This window comes from Blautia sp. LMAG:89 (assembly GCF_008679485.1).
Taxonomy (GTDB): Bacteria; Bacillota; Clostridia; order Lachnospirales; family Lachnospiraceae; genus Blautia_A; species Blautia_A fusiformis.
Genome location: NZ_NANC01000004.1, coordinates 537755 through 557696, shown reverse-complemented (window position 1 = coordinate 557696; position 19942 = coordinate 537755). Strand labels below are relative to the sequence as shown.

Here is a 19942-nt window from a genome sequence, read left to right as displayed (position 1 = left end):
ATACAGATAAGAAAGGAATTAGCGTATGGCATTACTGGAAGTAACAAATGTAAAAAAGATATACAGCACCCGCTTCGGCGGAAATAAAGTGCAGGCACTTTTCAATGTGACATTTTCGGTGGAAGAAGGAGAATATGTGGCGATCATGGGAGAGTCCGGTTCCGGAAAAACAACACTTCTGAATATTCTGGCAGCCCTGGACCGCCCCACATCCGGCGAAGTGCTTCTGGAAGGAAAAAGCATTACTCACCTGACAGAAAAAGAAATTTCCGCATTCCGTCGGAAGAACTTAGGCTTTGTGTTCCAGGATTTCAATCTTCTGGACACCTTCAGCCTCCGGGACAATATTTATCTTCCTCTCGTGCTGGCAGGGGAAGATTATCAGGAGATGGAGCAGAAGATCCGTCCCATTGCAAAAGCCCTTCACATCAACCAGCTTCTGGAAAAATTCCCCTACGAGGTTTCCGGCGGACAGAAGCAGAGAGCAGCAGTTGCAAGGGCACTGATCACAGATCCGAAGCTGATCCTTGCGGACGAACCGACCGGAGCCCTGGATTCCCGTGCAGCCTCCGATCTTCTTTCCATGTTCAATGAGGTAAATCGGGAAGGCCAGACCATTCTCATGGTAACTCACAGCGCGCAGGCCGCCAGCCACGCATCCAGAGTACTTTTTATCAAGGATGGCGAAGTGTTCCACCAGATCTACCGTGGCACAAAAACAAGACAGGAAATGTACCAGATGATTGCAGATACCCTGACGATCCTTACGACAGGCGGTGAGACCTATGCGTAAAGGAATGTTTGGAAAACTGGCAGTGCAGAACATCCGGAATAACCGGAGCACCTATGTTCCCTATATGCTTACCTGCATTTTCTGCATTGCCATGATGTATATGATGGAATTTCTGCGGGACTGTCCCACATTGGAGAAAGCAGTGCCCCAGGCAGCAGAAGTGAGGATGATCGTAGGAACCGGTGAAGTGGTTGTTGGAATTTTCTGCGTTATCTTTCTGATCTACAGCAACAGTTTTCTCATGAAACACAGACAGAAAGAAATCGGGCTTTACAACATTCTGGGACTGGAAAAAGGCCATATCGGAAAAGTGATGTTTCTGGAAACAATCATGACTTCGCTGTTTTCTCTGACGGCAGGGATCGGGATTGGCATCCTTGGAAGCAAGCTCTCCCTGCTTTTGCTTTTCCGTTTTCTTCATGTTCCGGCAGTGCTGGGATTTTATGTTTCCATTACAGGAATCCTGTTTTGCATCGCAGGATTTGGAGGGATTTTTCTTGTTATTCTGGCACTGAATCTTACCAGAGTAAGGATGAATAACCCCATAGAACTTCTGAGAGGCGGAAACACAGGAGAGAAGGAGCCCCGGGCAAAATGGCTCATGGCACTTCTGGGGATGATTTCTCTTGGAGTGGGATATTATCTGGCAGTAACCACGGAATCCCCAATCCAGGCAATTTTCATTTTTCTTCTGGCAGTGATTCTGGTTATGGCAGGAACGTATCTTCTTTTTACCGCAGGAAGCATTGTAATCCTGAAACTTTTGCGAAAGAACAAAAAGTTCTACTATAAAACCGGCAACTTTATCAGTGTCTCCGGCATGATCTATCGTATGAAACAAAATGCGGCAGGCCTGGCCAGCATCTGTATTTTAAGTACAGGAGTGCTCCTGCTTCTTTCTATGACTGTGTCGCTGTATTTTGGAATGGGTGACATCATGGTGAACCGGTATCCTTTTGATACGGATGCCAGGATTTCGGGCATCAGCCAGGAACAGAGTGAACAGATTCAGAAAGTTTTTGCACAGGCAATCAAAAATGATCAGGTGCCGGCAGAAAAAACAGTGGACGAAACTTATCTCGAGATCGGCTGCAGGCAGGAAAAAAACGGTATTATGATCGGACAGGCTTACAGTTACTCAGAAGATGGAAAATCCGTAGATCTGTATACGATCCGTCAGTCTGAGTATGAGAAACTTACCGGTGAAAAAACAGATCTTCACGACGGCGAGATCTTTGCCTGGTATCCGTCTGAAAAGGAAAAAGACATATTAAAAATTGATGACCGGGATTTTGCAGTAAAAAAATGGCTGGAAAAAGCACCTTTAAGTGCCATGAACAATCTGGTATCCAATATGGCGGCAATTGTTGTGACGGATTCCGATTTCGAGTATATTGACGGGCTTCGGACAAAGATGTATGAAGGTCTTGATGCCTACGAGGCTGGAAAAGATCTCACAGTTCATTTGGGTGTAGATATCCGTGGCAGCGGGGAGGAAAAGATCCGGTATGGCCAGGCTGTTTATCAGGCACTGAAAGATTACTGCAGAAGCGGTGGCTTTTCAGAGAATACCATCGTGATCGGTGGTGTCCGCCAGAGTGAGTACGAAACGTATTATGTAGATAATGGAACGATCCTGTTTATTGGAATCTTTTTGGGAGCACTGTTCCTTATGGGAACGGCGATGATCATTTACTACAAACAGATCTCAGAGGGCTACGAAGATCAGGGAAGGTTCCAGATCATGCAGAAAGTAGGTATGAGCCGCAGAGAGGTGAAAGGAGCTATCCGCAGACAGATCCTTCTGGTATTTTTTATCCCGCTTGTGATGGCAATGGTGCATATTTCCATGGCATTTCCGCTGATCCGCCGGCTCCTGCTGCTGTTCGGAATGGCCAATACAAAATTGTACGTGGGCTGCACTGCGGGAACGGTTCTGGCCTTTGCGCTGGTCTATGGACTGATCTACTCCATGACAGCCAGATCTTACTATAAAATAGTGGAAAAAGCATAAAATCGGTGAAAAAGCACAGCTGTGTTTGCTGTGAAGTATTGAAGTTTTGATATGGCAATGCTACAATAAAGGGGCGTGTCAGGAAGCAGAAAAGTTTCCGGGCACGCTCTTATTTACATGTACAACGAACTATAGCGATGCACTAATTTATTGGATCGCTGTAAGACGAGACGCTGGTGATCGCTGCACAGATCGGAGAAGCCTGCAAAGGTGCTTTTCATAGTTGCGTTTTATAACAGAATGTACATATAATGGAGGAAATCGATGAAAAGAGAAAATTTCAGAAAAGGTATGAAGGATGGAGTTCCCATCGCTCTTGGATATTTTGCGGTATCCTTTACCTTTGGCATGATGGCTGTTGCCGGCGGCTTGAGTATCTGGCAGGCAGTTCTGATCTCCCTGACCAACCTGACATCGGCCGGTCAGTTTGCGGGACTGGACATTATTTTTGCGGGAGGCTCCATGTGGGAGATGGCAATGACCCAGCTGATCATCAACCTGAGATACTGCCTGATGTCATTTTCCCTGTCCCAGAAATTCCGGCGTGAGGAGTCCGGTATCCTGAAATACATCGCTGCTTTTGGTATCACCGATGAAATTTTCGGGATCAGTGCGGCCCAGGAGGGAAAGGTCAGCGTATTTTATAATTACGGAGCCATGTGCGTGGCAATTCCCGGATGGACTCTTGGAACTCTGGCAGGAGGAATCTCCGGAAGCCTTTTGCCGGATTTTATGCTTAGTGCGTTGAGCGTTGCCATTTACGGAATGTTCCTGGCCATCATCATCCCGCCGTCCAAAAAGAGCAGACCGGTTCTTGGGGTTGTTGCGGCATCTATGGCAGTCAGCACTGTTTTTGCGGTGACACCGGTGTTAAAACAGGTATCATCCGGATTTATGATCATTATCACAACACTTCTGGTAGCAGGCCTGGCGGCTTATTTCTGCCCGCTGGAAGAGAAAGGGGAAGCCGTTCATGAGTCATAATGTATATCTCTATATCCTGGTGATGGCAATTGTCACCTATCTCATCCGTATGCTGCCCCTTGCTCTTGCAAAAAACGAGATCAGAAGCCCGTTTATCAAGTCCTTTCTGTATTATGTGCCATATGCCTGTCTGGCAGCCATGACCTTCCCGGCCATCCTGAAGGCCACAGACAGCATCATCTCCGGTGCAGCAGGTTTCCTGGTAGCACTTATTGCTGCATATAAGGAAAAAAGCCTGATCACAGTAGCCCTGCTGGCATGTGCGGCGGTGTTTATCGTGGAGAGGGTTCTGGTATTTATTTGAAGAGGGGATATGCGGAAATATAATACGCAGGAGGGAGCTTCGAAAAGCTCCCTCCTTTTTCATTTATTCACCTAAAAATCCAAGATCGATCTCTCCGTCAAACACCGTAGTTGCAGGTCCTGTCATATATACAAGGTTTTCATCTCTTTCCCAGGAGATGTTTAAGTCTCCGCCAAGAAGCTGTACAGTAACCGGTTTGCTGCCGTCAACCTTGTCATTGAGGATGGAAGCTACCGTAACTGCGCAGGCGCCTGTGCCGCAGGCAAGGGTTTCTCCGGAGCCACGCTCCCATACACGCATCTTTACGGTGTGGCGGTCGATCACCTGAACAAACTCAGTGTTGACTCTGTCCGGGAAGCATACGTGATTTTCAAAGGACGGGCCGATCTTTTCCAGGTCAAGGCTGTTCACATCGTCTACGTAGATGATGGCATGAGGATTACCCATGGAAACTGCGGTCATGTGATATTCTTTTCCGTCGACGGTGATGGGAGCGTCGATCACCTGTTCGGTTTCGGCAACCACCGGGATCTCTTTTGCAGTGAGGATCGGGGAGCCCATGTTGACTTTTACCATGGAGGCCTTGCCGTCGCGGATAGTAAGATCCACATATTTGATACCGCTTCTTGTGGCGATGCTTAAAGAAGTTTTGTCCACGATGCCGTGGTCGTAGACATATTTGGCAACGCAGCGGATACCGTTTCCGCACATGGCACCCTGAGAGCCGTCCAGATTGTACATATCCATCTCGCAGTCTGCAATCTCAGACGGGCGGATCAGGATCAGACCATCGGAACCAATGCCAAAATGACGGTCGCTGACAAATTTTGCCACTGCGGCCGGATCCTTAACAGTCTCCTCAAAACAGTTTACATATACATAATCGTTTCCAATGCCGTGCATTTTCGTGAATTTCATAATAGTAGCCTCCTCTTGTTCCTGAATATTATACTTGTTTTTTTTGTTGGAGCACAAGACCCCCATGGAAAAAATACGCAGGTTTTTTCCATTTGTTGCTTTTAATAGTATAGTATACTGGATAATTGTTATCGAAAAGTGAATTTTCCCTGTGGAATTCCGGTAAATTAGGAGTGAATTTTCGCATTTATGGATTTTATATGCTTGCATTTTGTCAGAAACATGGTATCATAAAACAAAGTAATATGCATGGAGATGTATAATTATGCTGTACATTACGAATTGGGCTGTTAGAAACAGGAGAGACAGTTAACGTAAAGTACATAGAATTCAGGAGGAAGAAAAAATGAAGAGAAAATTTATGGCACTTGCACTTGCAGCAGCTATGACAGTTTCTATGACATCCGCTGTTTTTGCAGCAGATGAGATCAAGAGCGCAGATGATCTGGAGGGTAAGAAGATCGGTGTTCAGCTTGGAACAACCGGTGATGCAGACGCTACAGAGGTTAAAGACGCAACAGTAGAGAGATACAACAAAGGTAATGACGCTGTTATGGCTCTGAAACAGGGTAAGATTGACTGCGTAGTGATCGACAGCGAGCCTGCTAAGAAATTTGTTGAGAAAAACGATGATCTTGAGATCGTTGAGGATATTTTTGATAAAGAGGAGTATGCAATCTGTCTTTCCAAAGATAATGCAGACCTTACAAAAGAGTTTAACGAGGCTCTGAAGGAGTTGAAGGATGACGGAACTCTGGATTCCATCAGAGATAACTATATCGGTGATGATGCAGGTAAGACACCGTATGAGACTCCTAAGGATGCAGATCACTCCAAGGGAACTCTTACCATGGCAACAAACGCAACCTTCCAGCCATACGAATACTACGACGGAGATAAGATCGTAGGTATTGATGTTGATATCGCTCAGGCTGTCTGCGACAAGCTTGGATATGAGCTGAAGGTCGAGGATATGGAGTTTGATGCGATCGTAAATTCTGTTAAATCCGGAAAAGCTGATTTTGGTGCTGCAGGAATGACAGTAACAGAGGATCGTAAAAAGAGCGTTGATTTCACTGATCCGTACACAACTGCAGAGCAGGTTGTTATTGTAAAGAAATAATTTTGCACAGAGAAATCAGAGGATTCTGAACGGATAAGCTGAGAAACAGATATTCGTTGCAGGGTTCAGTAGCGAATGATCAGGTTCCGGATATCCGGGTATGTTTTCCGGATTTCGGAACCTGTAGTTTTGGAAAGGGTGGAAATTTTGAGTCTTATTGAACAGTTTCAGTTTAACTTTCTGGACGACAATCGCTGGCAGTTCATTTTGTCCGGTCTGAAAAATACCATCATCATTACTTTTTTTGCTGTACTTCTTGGTATTTTTCTGGGATTTGTCATTGCTATTGTCCGTTCTACACATGATAAGACAGGTAAGCTTAAGATCCTTAATGTGATCTGTCGTGTTTATCTGACTGTGATCCGCGGTACACCAACGATGGTACAGCTGCTGATCGTATTTTATGTTATTTTTGCAACCATAGATCCGGGTAAGATAGTTGTTGCCATTATCGCCTTTGGTATGAACTCTGCTGCATACGTGGCTGAGATCGTCCGTTCCGGCATCATGTCTATTGATCAGGGACAGTTTGAGGCAGGACGGAGCCTGGGTCTTAACTATACACAGACTATGATCAAGATCATTCTTCCGCAGGCGGTCAAGAACATCCTGCCGGCCCTTGGAAACGAGCTGATCGTACTTTTGAAGGAGACATCCATCAGTGGTTATATCGGACTTATGGATCTGACCCGTGGCGGAGACATTATCCGAAGCCAGACCTACAGTGCACTGTTCCCGCTGCTGGTAGTAGCTGCGATCTATCTTGTGATCGTTTGTTTTCTTACCTATCTGGTAGGAAGACTTGAAAGGAGGCTGAGAACCAATGAGCGTAAGTAATGAAGTGCTTCTGGATGTACAGGGACTTGAAAAGGCCTATGGCGGCAATCAGGTTCTCAACGGGATCACCACACAAATCCGCAGAGGTGAAGTAGTAGCCATTATCGGACCATCCGGCTGTGGTAAATCTACATTCCTCCGTTCCCTGAATCTCCTTGAGGAGCCGACCGGGGGAAAAATCCTCTTTGAGGGAACCGACATCACAGATTCCAAGGTGGATATCAACCGTCATCGTCAGAAGATCGGAATGGTATTCCAGCAGTTTAATCTTTTTCCACATAAGACAGTAAAAGAGAACATTATGCTCGCACCTGTGACTCTGAATCTTATGAGTAAAGAAGAGGCTGAAAAAACGGCACTGGAGCTTCTGGAGCGAGTAGGTCTTCCGGATAAGGCAGATTCCTATCCGGACATGCTTTCCGGCGGTCAGAAGCAGCGTATCGCCATTGCAAGATCTCTTGCCATGAACCCGGACGTGATGCTGTTTGATGAGCCTACATCTGCTCTTGATCCGGAGATGGTAGGAGAGGTCCTGGAACTGATGCAGGAGCTTGCAAGATCCGGCATGACTATGGTTGTGGTAACTCATGAGATGGGCTTTGCCCGCGAGGTGGCAACCAGAGTCCTCTTCATTGATGAAGGAAAGATCCAGGAAGAAAATTCTCCTAAGGAATTCTTTGCAAATCCAAAGAATAAGAGACTTCGAGAGTTTCTTTCAAAGACATTATAATGACATTATAAATATAAGAATATTAAAAACGGATGCTTTATCCTCCTGTGGAAATGCGGCAGGAGATAAAGCATCCGTTTTTTGTAGTGCTAGTTGCAAAAAAATCCTTTTTCTTTCCGCTGCTCAGTGGATTTCTTCACCGGCAGTTTTCTGTGCGGCTTTTATTTCGTTGTAACAGTATTTGATAATAGATTTTCTGGTTATGATCCCGATGAAGGAGCCCTGGTCATCTACCACCGGCACGAAGTTCTGATTAATGGCGCGATCCAGGAGATCTTCCATATTGGAATCTGCATGGACCGGTTTGTAGGTGGCGCGACGTGGGATCGCCATGATCGGGATTCCTTCTGTTTCCTTGATGTCGTGGATATCTGCACGGCGCATGCCCCAGAGGAGATCTCCCTCTGAGATGGTGCCGAGATATTTGCCGTCCATGGTGAGGATAGGAATGCAGGAGTACTTGCGGTGCTCCATTTTTTCAAGGGTCTGGCGAAGAGTTTCATCCTCAAAGATGTAGGCTACTTCGCTTTTGGGAATCAGAAAAAACAGAATGTTCACGTTATTACCTCATTTCCGCAAAAATTATAAATAAATCTGTAGGCTGTTTTAGAGAAGCTGAAGTCCGTGTGTCTCTGCAGCATCTGTGATCTCCTTCGGCCAGAGAGAGACATGTACTTCTCCGATGTGTGCTTTACGAAGGAAGAACATACAGATCCTAGACTGTCCGATACCACCACCGATGGTGTACGGAAGCTCTTTGTTCAGGATTGCTTTCTGGAATGGAAGCTCTCTTCGGTCATCACAGCCTGCTTCGGTGAGCTGGCGGTCAAGTGCGTCCTCGTCAACACGGATTCCCATTGAGGAAAGCTCAAGGGCAATGTCAAGTACCGGATAGTATACGAGGATATCACCGTTCAGTTCCCAGTCATCATAGTCCGGGGCACGTCCGTCGTGGCGCTCGCCGTTGGTGAGGGTTTTGCCGACTTTCATAAGGAAGACAGCACCCTTTTCACGGGTGATTCGATATTCACGTTCCTTCGGTGTGCAGTCCGGATACATGTCAAGAAGCTCCTGAGTTGTGATAAAAAAGATATCCTTTGGAAGGATCTCCTCGATGTAGTCATACTGTACAGCCATGTATTTCTCGGTTTTACGAAGGACACTGTAAATGGTGCGTACGGTTTCCTTGAGAGTCTCCATGGAACGTTCTTCTTTGGAGATGATCTTTTCCCAGTCCCACTGGTCTACGTAAACAGAGTGGATATTGTCCAGATCTTCATCCCGGCGGATGGCTACCATATCTGTGTAAAGACCTTCTCCGTGAGAAAATCCGTATTTTTTCAGTGCGTAGCGTTTCCATTTGGCAAGGGAGTGTACGATCTCGGCGTTGCTTCCTTCGATAGCTTTGATATCAAAGCTTACCGGGCGCTCTACACCATTAAGGTTGTCGTTAAGGCCGGATTCCGGTGCTACAAATGTTGGAGCGGATACTCGAAGAAGGTTCAGCTTCTGGGAGAGTGTCTGCTGGAAGAAATCTTTTACTGTTTTGATCGCAATCTGTGTGTCATGGAGGTTCAGGTCTGCATGATAGGTTGCGGGGATTGTGATTGTATTCATTATCGGCTCCTCCTGATGATTTTTAGGCTTATTGCTCTGTGGGGTATTATAACAGAAAATGGGTGGAGTGGCAATATAATGAGAGGGGAAGTCTTTTGGGGTATCGTAGAAAAATACTGGGTATTAAATGCCTGGTGTGATATACTGAAAAAAGAATGCTTATGTCTACGATGGAAATATAAATATCCGTTTTAACGGATAGAATGGAGGGAGCTTATGGCAGGTCAAAGGTGTCAGGTTTGTGGGGGCAAGGTTGTAAATGGCAGGTGTTCATTATGTGGGATGCCTTACAGAAATGATGAGGTGTTATATCATCTGAATGAGCCCCGGGAGATACATTATAAACATGCTTCCGCCAAAGTGCGGGATATGATGCGGCAGTATGGACAGGATGCTGATCAAACAACACAACATAACGGAAACGTAAACCGGAATACGAACGCAAACCGGAATACAAACATAAACCGGAATACGAATGCAAGCCGCAATACCGATTTGAATCGGAATCTAACCGGAAGCCGGAATACAGGTGCAGCAGCCGGACGTAAGACTGCAGCGGCAGTTAATACCAGGAATAAAACAACGGTGGGCAGAAATCGTGCAGAAGTTTTAGATCAGGGAAAAAAACAGCAAAAAAAAGATCAGAAAAGCAGCGGGGCAGGCTGGATCATATGGTTTATAGTGACACTGGCCATGCTGCTTCCGAAATTATGGGATTTTATTGCAGACTGGATCGGAACGAATTTGTGAGAATATTTCTGCAGTGAGATCAGGCAGTGCTAAGTGTCTGTATTTTCGTGTATACAGAAATATCCCTTTTCTTTTCTCCTCAGCTGTGTTATACTCATGCCTAGCACAACATATAGATGAAAAACAATATATAGAGGATATAGGTACTATATATAGTATTTGCATAGCGACTTATATATAGCACAGGGAGGGATGAGCAATGTTATATGTGATCAAGAAAGACGGGACAAGAGAGGAGTTTAATCCGCAGAAGATCGTGGCTGCCGTGAACAAATCCGCAGAGCGTATTCTTTATACTTTTTCAGACGAGGAGAAGGATTTTATCTGCCGTTTTGCCCAGGAGCATGCGGATTCCCTTGGAAAGAATGAGATCGAGATCCAGGAGATGCACAACATCGTGGAGGGGGCTCTGGAGCGTGTGAATCCGGCAGTTGCCAAGAGCTACCGTGATTATCGGAATTACAAGCTGGATTTTATCCATATGATGGATGATGTCTATACCAAGAGTCAGGCGATCCGTTATATCGGTGATAAAAGTAATGCCAATACAGACAGCGCCCTTGTTGCCACGAAACGAAGCCTGATCTTTAATGAGCTGAACAAGGAACTCTATCGGAAGTTTTTTATGAACCGTAATGAGCTTCAGGCATGTAAGGACGGCTACATTTATATTCATGACCAGTCTGCACGTCTGGATACCATGAATTGCTGTCTGTTCGATGTGGCAGCTGTTTTAAGTGGCGGTTTTGAGATGGGCAATGTCTGGTATAACGAGCCGAAGACTCTGGATACAGCCTTTGATGTTATGGGGGATATCATTCTCAGTACAGCAGCACAGCAGTATGGTGGCTTTACAGTGCCGGAGGTTGATAAGATCCTGGCACCGTATGCAAAGAAGAGCTATGATAAATATATTTCCGAATTTATGAAATACTCGGATGAGAGCTGGAGTGGCCGTGAGGAGAGAGCTATTGAGTATGCTCTTGATAAGGTCCGCAGGGATTATGACCAGGGCTGGCAGGGAATTGAGTACAAGCTGAATACCGTCGGTTCTTCCAGAGGTGATTATCCGTTTGTTACGGTGACACTTGGTCTCGGAACCGAGCAGTTTGAGAAGATGTGTACGATTTCCCTTCTTGAGGTCCATCAGGGAGGACAGGGTAAGGCCGGACACAAGAAACCGGTACTTTTCCCGAAAATCGTATTCCTTTATGACAAAGAGATCCATGGTCCCGGAAAGTGCTGTGAGGATATTTTTGAGGCTGGTGTGGAGTGTTCCTCCAAAACCATGTATCCGGACTGGCTGTCTATGTCCGGCGCAGGCTATATTTCCAGTATGTACAGGAAATACAAGAAGGTCATCAGCCCGATGGGATGCCGTGCTTTCTTAAGTCCGTGGTATGAGCGTGGCGGTATGGAGCCGGCGGATGAGAATGATACGCCTGTTTTTGTGGGACGTTTTAACATTGGTGCGGTAAGCCTTCATCTTCCGATGATCCTTGCAAAGGCCAGAGCGGAGAGCAGAGATTTTTATGAGGTTCTGGATTTCTATCTGGAAATGATCCGTAATCTGCATATCCGCACTTACGAATATCTGGGACAGATGCGTGCATCCACCAACCCGCTTGCATACTGTGAAGGCGGTTTCTACGGCGGACATCTGAAACCGAATGAAAAGATTGGCAAGATCCTGAAGCCTATGACAGCTTCCTTCGGTATCACAGCGTTAAATGAGCTTCAGGAACTTTACAATGGCAAATCCATTGCAGAGGATGGGGCGTTTGCTCTGGAGGTCCTGAAATATATCAATGACAAGGTAAATCAGTACAAGAAGGAAGATGGTTATCTTTATGCGATCTACGGAACACCGGCAGAGAGTCTTTGTGGCCTGCAGGTAGAGCAGTTCCGTAAGATGTATGGAATCATTGAGGGCGTTTCTGACAGACCATATGTGAGCAACAGCTTCCACTGCCATGTAACAGAGGATGTAACTCCGATCGAGAAACAGGATCTGGAGGGACGTTTCTGGGAACTCTGCAATGGAGGTAAGATTCAGTATGTACGTTATCCGATCGGCTACAATAAGGAAGCTATCCGTACACTGATCCGCAGAGCCATGGATCTGGGATATTATGAGGGAGTGAACCTTTCTCTTGCATACTGTGACGATTGTGGTCATGAGGAACTGGAGATGGATGTATGCCCTGTCTGCGGTTCCAGAAATCTGACCAAGATCGACCGTATGAACGGATATCTTTCCTACAGCCGTGTCCATGGAGATACTCGCCTGAATGAGGCGAAGATGGCTGAGATCGCTGAGCGAAAATCTATGTAAATGCTGGCTGTCCGATCAACTGTGGAACAGTGATCGGATGTGGAGCCAGACAGTATAAAAATATCCCGCAGAGCTGCCGGTAAGACCAGCAGCCGTCTGCGGGATATTTTTATGTAAAGTGAAGTTTTATAGTTCACTTTGTATTCTGAGTCCGTAAAATGATCATTTAATGATAGTTCCGGTCTTCTCACGGTAGCCGTCTTTTGCATGGGCCATGTCTGTGATGATGGTACGGCGTCCGGTTCCCTTCTCCACGAAGGAAACACCTGCTTCGATCTTAGGAAGCATGGAGCCTGCCGCAAACTGTTTGCCGGCAATATATTTCTTGGCATCTTCTATGGAAATAGTATCCAGATAAGATTCGTGATCCGTATTATGGTCAAGGCTTACTTTCTCGACGCTTGTAAGGATCATCAGAGTGTCAGCGTTCAGTTCTTCTGCAAGAAGTCCTGCTGCCAGGTCTTTCTCGATGATGGCGCTGGCACCATTCAGCTGAGTTCCCTGCTCAAGAACCGGGATTCCGCCGCCGCCTGCGGCAATGACGATCTGCTCTGCTGCAGAGAGGACCTTTACGGTTTCAATCTCTACGATCTTCTGTGGCTTCGGTGCTGCAAGGATACGTCTGTACTGGCCCTCGCCCACCTTTGTGACAAAGTTTCCTTTTTCTTCTTCAGCCTCGGCCTCTTCTGCGTTAAGAACACGTCCAATGATCTTCTCCGGCTCTGCAAATGCTTCATCGTATGGATCGATGACAACCTGTGTCAGAACTGTGCTGACCGGTTTGTAGATCCCTCTGGAGATAAGCTCAGCACGGATGGCGTTCTGAAGGTCATAGCCGATATAACCCTGGCTCATGGCGGAACATACGGACATTGGTGCAAATGTATAATCAGGATGTGCCTTACCGAATTCATTCATTGCGGTGTGGATCATCCCTACCTGCGGACCGTTGCTGTGGGAGATCACTACGCGGGTTCCCTCCTCTACCAGATCTGCGATTACCTTCGCTGCGAGTTTTGTAGCTGTTTTTTGCTCTGGAAGTGTGGTGCCAAGTGCCCGGTGGCCTAATGCAACTACTACGGTTTTTTCGCTCATAGGAAATACCTCGTTTCTCTTAAAAATTGGAATGAAATCAGTTACTGTATCCAGTAACGAGTACATCGAAAACGATGCACGAATATTATATTTTATTATAAAAGACCTATGTGGGAAATGCAATAGAAAATCGAGTGTTTTCCGAGACAGGAAAAACCGCCTGATCCAGTCAGACGGTTTGCTTCCTACTATTTTTTGAGGGGGGAGATAGAGAGTGGTTTTTCATCTATCCAACACCTATTATATAGAGAAAATATGTTTAAAATATGTCATTAATCTAAAAGAAATGGAAAATTTATAAAGAAAGTTTAAACAAACTTTATAATTTTTATATCCGGTTGCGCATGGTCTGAAAATGTGATACATTGAAAAAGTCTTGATCCTGCATTCTGCGGGATCTGTTCACGCATCGTTTCGATGCAGAAATCCATTTTATTTTATCGAAAAAACATTGATCATGCACCATTTGCCGGGGAGGGATGCCTTTGTCTGTGGAAAAGTAAGTTTCTGTAAAAAAAACATGTGTATAAGAAATGCCAGATCAGGCAGAAATGAGGAAGAGCCATGAAAAACAGAATATGGAAACAGATGAAGAAAGTCGGAATTGTGACAGTGCTGGCAGGAGCCATGCTGGGAGGAACAATAGAACCGGAGCTGACTCTGGGAGCAGATTTTTTGCCGGGACAGGCACCGTTTATCGATCAGAGTGTGTTCTGGAAAGACATAAAATCCGGACAGGCGGAGCTTGGGATCCGGATTCGCGGCCTGAATGAATGGCTGTCCGGGAGAAGGTTTTCGGAGGATAAGGAGAAAAATGAGAAGTGGGACGATGAACTTCAGAAGATTGAAGATCCATCGGTGGAGCAGGAAGAAGAGATAGAGCAGGAACTGCCAGAGGATGATTGGCAGCAGGAAAAGGAGCCAGAGCAGGAGCTGCCGGAGGATGACTTGCAGCAGGAAGAAGAGCCAGAACAGGAACTTTCAAAGGATGAGGATGACTTGCAGCAGGAAGAGAAGGCAGAACAGGAATTGCCGGTGGATAAGGTTGTGGAAGGAATCGGAATAGAAATGGAGGAAGGATATGAGCACGTGGAGCAGCTGGCATCCGGGGAAACAGTACAGCCGGAGGATGAAGAGCAGGAGAAAACGGGTCCGCTCACACCGGAAGGAACGTCGACCGGAGGGGAAAATGTAGGAAATGAAGAGGAAGGTGAGTCTGAGGAGACGCAAAAGCTGACGCTGGTCACGTATATTTCGGAGTATTTTGTTCCGGAAACGGATTCTGTCCCGAAAAATATGGCTGCACAGCAGATTTCTGTAAGGAGCCAGAGCGGTGAAGCTACAGAGATCACAAAGCTGGAAAGCGTGCTGAACGTGGAGCAGAACGGGCAGGATGAGATCTTTTTCCGTATCCCGCTGATCCTGCGGCAGGAATACCGTTTTCCGGCAGAGAAAAGCAGTTATCCTGTGATTCAGGAGGAACCGCTTCAGAAGGACTGTACCGGTGCGGGAACCTTTCTCATGACAGAAGAAAACGGGGAAGAGCTGGTGATCGCGATCGCAGAGGGAATCTCGCCTATGCTGGACGTGGAGGCTGCTGAGGCTGATATGGAATTGTCGGTAACTGCACAGAATGAAAAAATGAAAGCAGGGCAGACCATCCGTTATCAGGTAGAGATAGCCAATACCGGAAAGCTGGATCTTGCAGATATCCGTCTGACCAGCAGCCTTTCCTGCCCTAAGATCCGGCAGCTGTGGGAAGATGCAGAAGGCCTTCTAACAGAAGGGGCTGTGGCGGAATTTGCAGAATTAAAAGCCGGAGAGAGCAGGAGCTTTTATGTACAGGCGCCGCTTCTGGATGAACAGGAAAAAGATCTGGAGCACCAGGTGGAAGCAGAGGCCAAGGTGAAGGACAGAGTGGAGGAGGTGATCCGGAAGAACGCTTCCACTATAAATGGTCTGGAGGCACTGAAGGCGGATCTTTCTGTAAAGAAAACTGCAGACAAAGAAACCGCTGCACCGGGTGAGACTGTGACCTATCAGATCTGTATCGTGAATACCGGTGAAAAAACGCTTCATTCGGTTGTGGGAACGGAGCGCTTTCAGGCAGCAGGGATCCATGCACAGTTTCTGGAGCAGGAAGGTGTAACGCTCAACAGCAGCCGTACAAAGGCAATGATCCAACAGATCCCGCCGGGAGAGGCAGTTTCTCTTCAGGCTGTGGTGAAGATCCCGGGAAAAACAGCGGATCAGAAGCTTTTTAACCAGGTGACGGTCACAAGCCAGGAAACCGGAGAGCGATTGATGGAGGCCTCCGCTTCTGTCATGGTAAAAGGAGAGGTGGCTATTACGCCGGAAGAAGGGCTGCCTTTGCAGGGAGATGACCAGGGTCCGGCTTCCGGTCAGATACAGATGGCAAGAACTGCGTCCACACATCCGAAGACCGGAGATGATACCAGGAGGGATTTGTGGACGCTTCTGGCAGTGACAGCTTTGGTGACTGTGCTGGGCAGCATCTGGCTCCGGAAAAAATATGCGGATATTTATGGAAAAAGCTGATGTTACTGAGAACGGAGTGAACAGTAACAAGCTGATATTTTACGAGGCGACCGTACCTCAAAGAAACGTTGAAAACAGGGGGGAGGTGTGCTATTCTATATGGTATGTACAGAAAATAAGAACAGTATATTTCCCGCCTCCGGTGTGCTGCCCGTCAGACCGGAAAAAGGGAAGATGGAGGAGAAAAATGAATCTTTTATCCTTATTGGAACATCTTGAATACAAATGCCTTCAGGGAAGTACAGAGCAGGAGGTTTCTTCTGTTGTATATGATTCCCGTAAAGTAGAAGAAGGGAGCCTTTTTATCTGCATCAGAGGTGCGGTCGTGGATGGACATAAATTTATACCTGATGTTGTGGCAAAGGGTGCGAAGACACTCATCGTGGAAGAAGCGGTGGAGGCACCGGAGGATGTGACAGTGATCCAGGTAGAGGATACCCGTTACGCCATGGCCTTTATTTCAGCAGCATGGTTCGGACATCCGGCAGAAAAGCTCAAAACCATCGGTATCACCGGAACCAAAGGAAAAACAACTACAACCTATATGGTGAAATCGATCCTTGAGAATGCCGGATATAAGGTTGGTCTGATCGGAACCATTGAGGCTGTTATCGGGGAGAAGCATATCCCGGCAGCCAACACGACACCGGAATCCTATATGGTACAGAAATATTTTCATGATATGGTAGAAGCAGGCTGCGATGCGGTCGTTATGGAGGTTTCCTCACAGGGACTGATGCTTCACAGGACCCAGGGATTTGTGTTTGATTTTGGAATTTTCACAAATATTGAACCAGATCATATCGGACCGAATGAGCATAAGGACTTTGATGATTATCTGCACTGCAAATCCATGCTTCTCAGACAGTGTAAGGTTGGTATCGTAAATCGTGATGATGAACACTTTGACCGCATTATCGAAGGCCACACCTGTAAACTTGAAACCTATGGATTTTCCGAAAAAGCAGATCTCCGTGCAGAGGACGCCAGACTCGTTGGAAGAAAGGGCTATCTGGGAATTTCCTATCATGTTAAGGGACTTATGGATTTTCCTGTGGAGATCGATATTCCAGGTAAGTTCAGCATTTACAATTCTCTGACTGCCATTGCCATCTGCCGCCATTTTAAGGTATCCGAGGAGAATATTATCAAAGCTCTGAAGGTGGCCAGGGTCAAAGGCCGTATTGAGATGATCAAGGTATCTGACGAATTCACACTGATGATCGATTACGCACATAATGCCATGGCGCTGGAGAGCCTTCTCGGAACACTGAAGGAATATGATCCGCACAGACTGGTATGCCTGTTTGGCTGTGGCGGAAACCGTTCCAAGCTGCGCCGTTATGAAATGGGTGAGGTTTCAGGAAAGATGGCAGATCTGACCATCATTACTTCAGATAATCCGCGAGATGAGGATCCACAGGCCATCATCGATGATATCAAGATCGGAATGGCAAAAACAGATGGAAAATATGTAGAGATCCCGGATCGTAAGGAGGCGATCGCCTACGCGATCCATCACGGTGAGCCGGGAGATATCATCGTCCTTGCCGGAAAGGGCCATGAGGATTATCAGGAGATCAAGGGTAAGAAATATCCCATGGATGAGCGTGTACTGATCCGGGAGATCCTGGAAGAAGATCAGAAAGCGTAAATGGATGATCTATGCAGATGTGATCATTGATATTTCTCATGAAAAGCTGGACCGGGATTTTCAGTATCGTGTACCTGAGGAGCTGGTGCAGGCAATAAAACCCGGAGTTGTGGTCACAGTGCCCTTCGGAAAGGGAAATACCCTTCGGAAAGGCTATGTGACCGGGATTTCCGGAACGGCAAAATATGATGCGTCAAAGATCAAGGAGATCCGGGGAGTGTCCACAGACAGTGAGACAACAGAATCCCGGCTGATCGCACTTGCGGCCTGGATGAGGGAGACCTATGGCTCCACCATGATCCAGGCACTGAAAACAGTTCTGCCTGTAAAAGACAAGGTCCGTGCAAAAGAGAAAAGGCTGATTGTTTTTACAGGAAAAAAGGAAGAGGGTCAGGCACTTCTTGGCAAGCTGGAAGGCAGCCGCTTTAAAGCACGTGAGCGGTTTCTTCGGGCAATCCTGGAAGCCGGGAGCCTGGATTATACTTATGCCTCCAAAGAACTTGGAGCCGGCATTTCCGTTCTTGATTTTTTTGAAAAAAAAGGTCTGATAACCATTGAAAGTCAGGAAATGTATCGCATTCCCGAGGGGCTCGGCCTGGTGAAGGAGAACATGGAACTGAGTCTGAACCAGGAACAGCTTTTGGCGGCAGAGCAGATTTTTCGGGAATGGCAGGAGCCGGACCCAAGGCCTGCACTTCTTTTCGGAGTGACCGGAAGTGGAAAGACCCAGGTTTATATGCGCTTGATCCAGAAGGTACTGGAGGAGGGAAAACAGGCGATCGTGCTGATCCCTGAGATCGCGCTTACTTATCAGACAGTTAGGCGCTTTTATGCCATGTTCGGAGATAAGGTTTCGGTTCTGAACTCCAGACTTTCCCAGGGAGAACGTTATGATCAGTTCAAAAGAGCAAAACGTGGTGAGATCCAGGTGATGGTAGGACCCAGATCCGCACTGTTCACACCGTTTTCAGATCTGGGACTGATCGTTATCGACGAAGAGCATGAACCCACCTACAAAAGTGAGAATACGCCAAGGTACCATGCACGTGAGACTGCCATTGAGAGGGCACGAATGGAACATGCCCGTGTGGTCATGGGATCAGCCACTCCGTCATTGGAAGCCTACAGTCATGCCTGTGACGGAGAATATCTTCTGGTAAAGTTAAACGCACGTTATGAGGAAAGGCCTCTTCCACAGGTATCAATCGTGGATCTTCGGGAAGAATTAAAGAAAGGAAACCGCTCGGTACTGAGTCTGGAGCTGAAGAGGGATCTGGAGCAGGTCCTTGAAAGAAGAGAACAGGCCATGCTGTTTCTGAACCGGAGAGGATATGCGGGCTTTGTTTCCTGCAGAGCCTGCGGTCACGTTATGAAATGTCCCCACTGTGATGTATCTCTAAGTGAACACAATGGCAATCGTCTGATCTGTCATTATTGCGGCTATGAGACTGTAAAACCGGAAATCTGTCCGTCCTGTGGTTCACCGCACATTGGTGGATTTAAGGCAGGAACCCAGCAGATCGAGAAGGTCATTGAAAAAGAATTCCCGAAAGCCAGGGTACTTCGAATGGATTTTGATACCACAAGGACCAAGGACAGCTATGAGAAGATCCTGGCTTCTTTTGCAAAGCATGAGGCAGATATTCTGGTGGGGACCCAGATGATCGTCAAGGGACATGATTTTCCGAATGTGACCCTGGTAGGAGTGATTGCAGCAGATCTTTCGCTGAATATGGATGACTATCACTGCGGGGAGCGTACATTTCAGCTTCTGACTCAGGCAGTTGGACGTTCCGGCAGAGGGAATCGGCCGGGGCAGGCGGTGATCCAGACATATCAGCCGGAGCATTACAGTATCCAGGCTGCGGCTATTCAGGATTATAAGAAATTTTATAAAGAAGAAATGGGGTATCGGATGCTTCTGGACTATCCGCCGGCAGCCCATATGATGACTGTTTTTGGCGCCTGCCAGGATGAAGAACTTCTGAAAAATGCCATGTATTATATAGAAGTTTTTATCCGCAGGGTAAGTCCGAAGGAAGAGCTTCACATGATCGGACCTGCAGCTGCATCGGTAGGTAAGGTAAAGGATGTTTATCGTCAGGTGATCCATCTGAAGCACAGGGATATCTGCTTTCTCACAGCAGTCAGAGAGAAGCTGGAGAAATATATAGAGATAAATTCCGGATTCCGGAAAATATACATTCAATTTGATATGAATTAAAGGAG

The 19942-nt window shown here is 46.7% G+C and carries 16 protein-coding genes; 12 read left to right on the top strand and 4 right to left on the bottom strand.

Going from position 1 to position 19942, the window contains the following annotated elements:
- The first annotated feature begins 25 nt into the window (after positions 1 to 25).
- The 4 genes from CCC70_RS06585 to CCC70_RS06570 all read left to right on the top strand — a co-directional run bounded on the left by CCC70_RS06585 (position 26) and on the right by CCC70_RS06570 (position 4095).
- Positions 26 to 793: an ABC transporter ATP-binding protein gene (locus CCC70_RS06585; protein ID WP_015526139.1), complete on the top strand. Its 768-nt coding sequence runs from the start codon at positions 26 to 28 to the stop codon at positions 791 to 793.
- A complete protein-coding gene (locus CCC70_RS06580; protein ID WP_287084484.1) occupies positions 786 to 2807 on the top strand; it encodes an ABC transporter permease in 2022 nt (673 codons plus the stop codon). Before CCC70_RS06585 ends, CCC70_RS06580 begins: the two co-directional genes overlap by 8 nt.
- Before the next feature lie 264 nt (positions 2808 to 3071).
- Positions 3072 to 3791, top strand: coding sequence for an AzlC family ABC transporter permease (locus tag CCC70_RS06575; RefSeq protein WP_278603379.1), 720 nt, complete (start codon positions 3072 to 3074; stop codon positions 3789 to 3791).
- Positions 3781 to 4095, top strand: coding sequence for an AzlD domain-containing protein (locus tag CCC70_RS06570; protein WP_015526135.1), 315 nt, complete (start codon positions 3781 to 3783; stop codon positions 4093 to 4095). Before CCC70_RS06575 ends, CCC70_RS06570 begins: the two co-directional genes overlap by 11 nt.
- Positions 4096 to 4158: 63 nt before the next feature.
- Here the strand turns inward: CCC70_RS06570 and dapF are convergent, their stop codons facing one another.
- The gene (dapF, locus tag CCC70_RS06565) at positions 4159 to 5013 is read right to left on the bottom strand and encodes a diaminopimelate epimerase (RefSeq protein ID WP_015526134.1); all 855 of its coding nucleotides are present in this window, start codon (positions 5011 to 5013) and stop codon (positions 4159 to 4161) included.
- Positions 5014 to 5359: 346 nt separating this feature from the next.
- Between dapF and CCC70_RS06560 the strand changes: the two genes are divergently transcribed.
- The 3 genes from CCC70_RS06560 (at position 5360) to CCC70_RS06550 (ending at position 7703) form a co-directional block, all read left to right on the top strand.
- The gene (locus CCC70_RS06560; protein ID WP_015526132.1) at positions 5360 to 6136 is read left to right on the top strand and encodes a transporter substrate-binding domain-containing protein; all 777 of its coding nucleotides are present in this window, start codon (positions 5360 to 5362) and stop codon (positions 6134 to 6136) included.
- 144 nt (positions 6137 to 6280) lie between these two features.
- On the top strand, positions 6281 to 6973 hold the full coding sequence (locus tag CCC70_RS06555) for an amino acid ABC transporter permease (RefSeq protein ID WP_059086976.1): 693 nt from the start codon (positions 6281 to 6283) through the stop codon (positions 6971 to 6973).
- Complete coding sequence (locus CCC70_RS06550; protein WP_021651603.1) at positions 6960 to 7703, top strand: amino acid ABC transporter ATP-binding protein; 744 nt, start codon at positions 6960 to 6962, stop codon at positions 7701 to 7703. The genes CCC70_RS06555 and CCC70_RS06550 overlap by 14 nt, the downstream gene beginning before the upstream one ends.
- Before the next feature lie 123 nt (positions 7704 to 7826).
- On the opposite strand, the gene CCC70_RS06545 is transcribed toward CCC70_RS06550, so the two are convergent.
- Positions 7827 to 8261: a CBS domain-containing protein gene (locus CCC70_RS06545; RefSeq protein WP_021651604.1), complete on the bottom strand. Its 435-nt coding sequence runs from the start codon at positions 8259 to 8261 to the stop codon at positions 7827 to 7829.
- Positions 8262 to 8309: 48 nt separating this feature from the next.
- Positions 8310 to 9320 (bottom strand): aspartate--ammonia ligase, encoded by a 1011-nt coding sequence (gene asnA / locus CCC70_RS06540; RefSeq protein WP_015526128.1) that lies wholly within the window; start codon positions 9318 to 9320, stop codon positions 8310 to 8312.
- A gap of 216 nt (positions 9321 to 9536) precedes the next feature.
- On the opposite strand from asnA, the gene CCC70_RS06535 reads away from it, so the two are divergent.
- Positions 9537 to 10070, top strand: a complete 534-nt coding sequence (locus CCC70_RS06535; protein WP_278603376.1) for a hypothetical protein — start codon at positions 9537 to 9539, stop codon at positions 10068 to 10070.
- A 199-nt stretch (positions 10071 to 10269) separates the two neighbouring features.
- Entirely contained in the window at positions 10270 to 12405 is a 2136-nt protein-coding gene (nrdD, locus tag CCC70_RS06530; protein ID WP_015526126.1) for an anaerobic ribonucleoside-triphosphate reductase, read from the top strand.
- A gap of 162 nt (positions 12406 to 12567) precedes the next feature.
- Here nrdD and arcC read toward each other — a convergent pair whose 3' ends face one another.
- Positions 12568 to 13500, bottom strand: a complete 933-nt coding sequence (arcC, locus tag CCC70_RS06525; RefSeq protein WP_270389930.1) for a carbamate kinase — start codon at positions 13498 to 13500, stop codon at positions 12568 to 12570.
- Between the two features lie 564 nt (positions 13501 to 14064).
- Here arcC and CCC70_RS06520 point away from each other — a divergent pair.
- The 3 genes from CCC70_RS06520 (at position 14065) to priA (ending at position 19937) form a co-directional block, all read left to right on the top strand.
- On the top strand, positions 14065 to 16059 hold the full coding sequence (locus CCC70_RS06520) for a hypothetical protein (RefSeq protein WP_287084482.1): 1995 nt from the start codon (positions 14065 to 14067) through the stop codon (positions 16057 to 16059).
- A 187-nt stretch (positions 16060 to 16246) separates the two neighbouring features.
- Complete coding sequence (locus CCC70_RS06515; RefSeq protein WP_044961562.1) at positions 16247 to 17713, top strand: UDP-N-acetylmuramoyl-L-alanyl-D-glutamate--2,6-diaminopimelate ligase; 1467 nt, start codon at positions 16247 to 16249, stop codon at positions 17711 to 17713.
- 4 nt (positions 17714 to 17717) lie between these two features.
- Entirely contained in the window at positions 17718 to 19937 is a 2220-nt protein-coding gene (priA, locus tag CCC70_RS06510; RefSeq protein WP_287084480.1) for a replication restart helicase PriA, read from the top strand.
- Positions 19938 to 19942 lie beyond the last annotated feature (5 nt).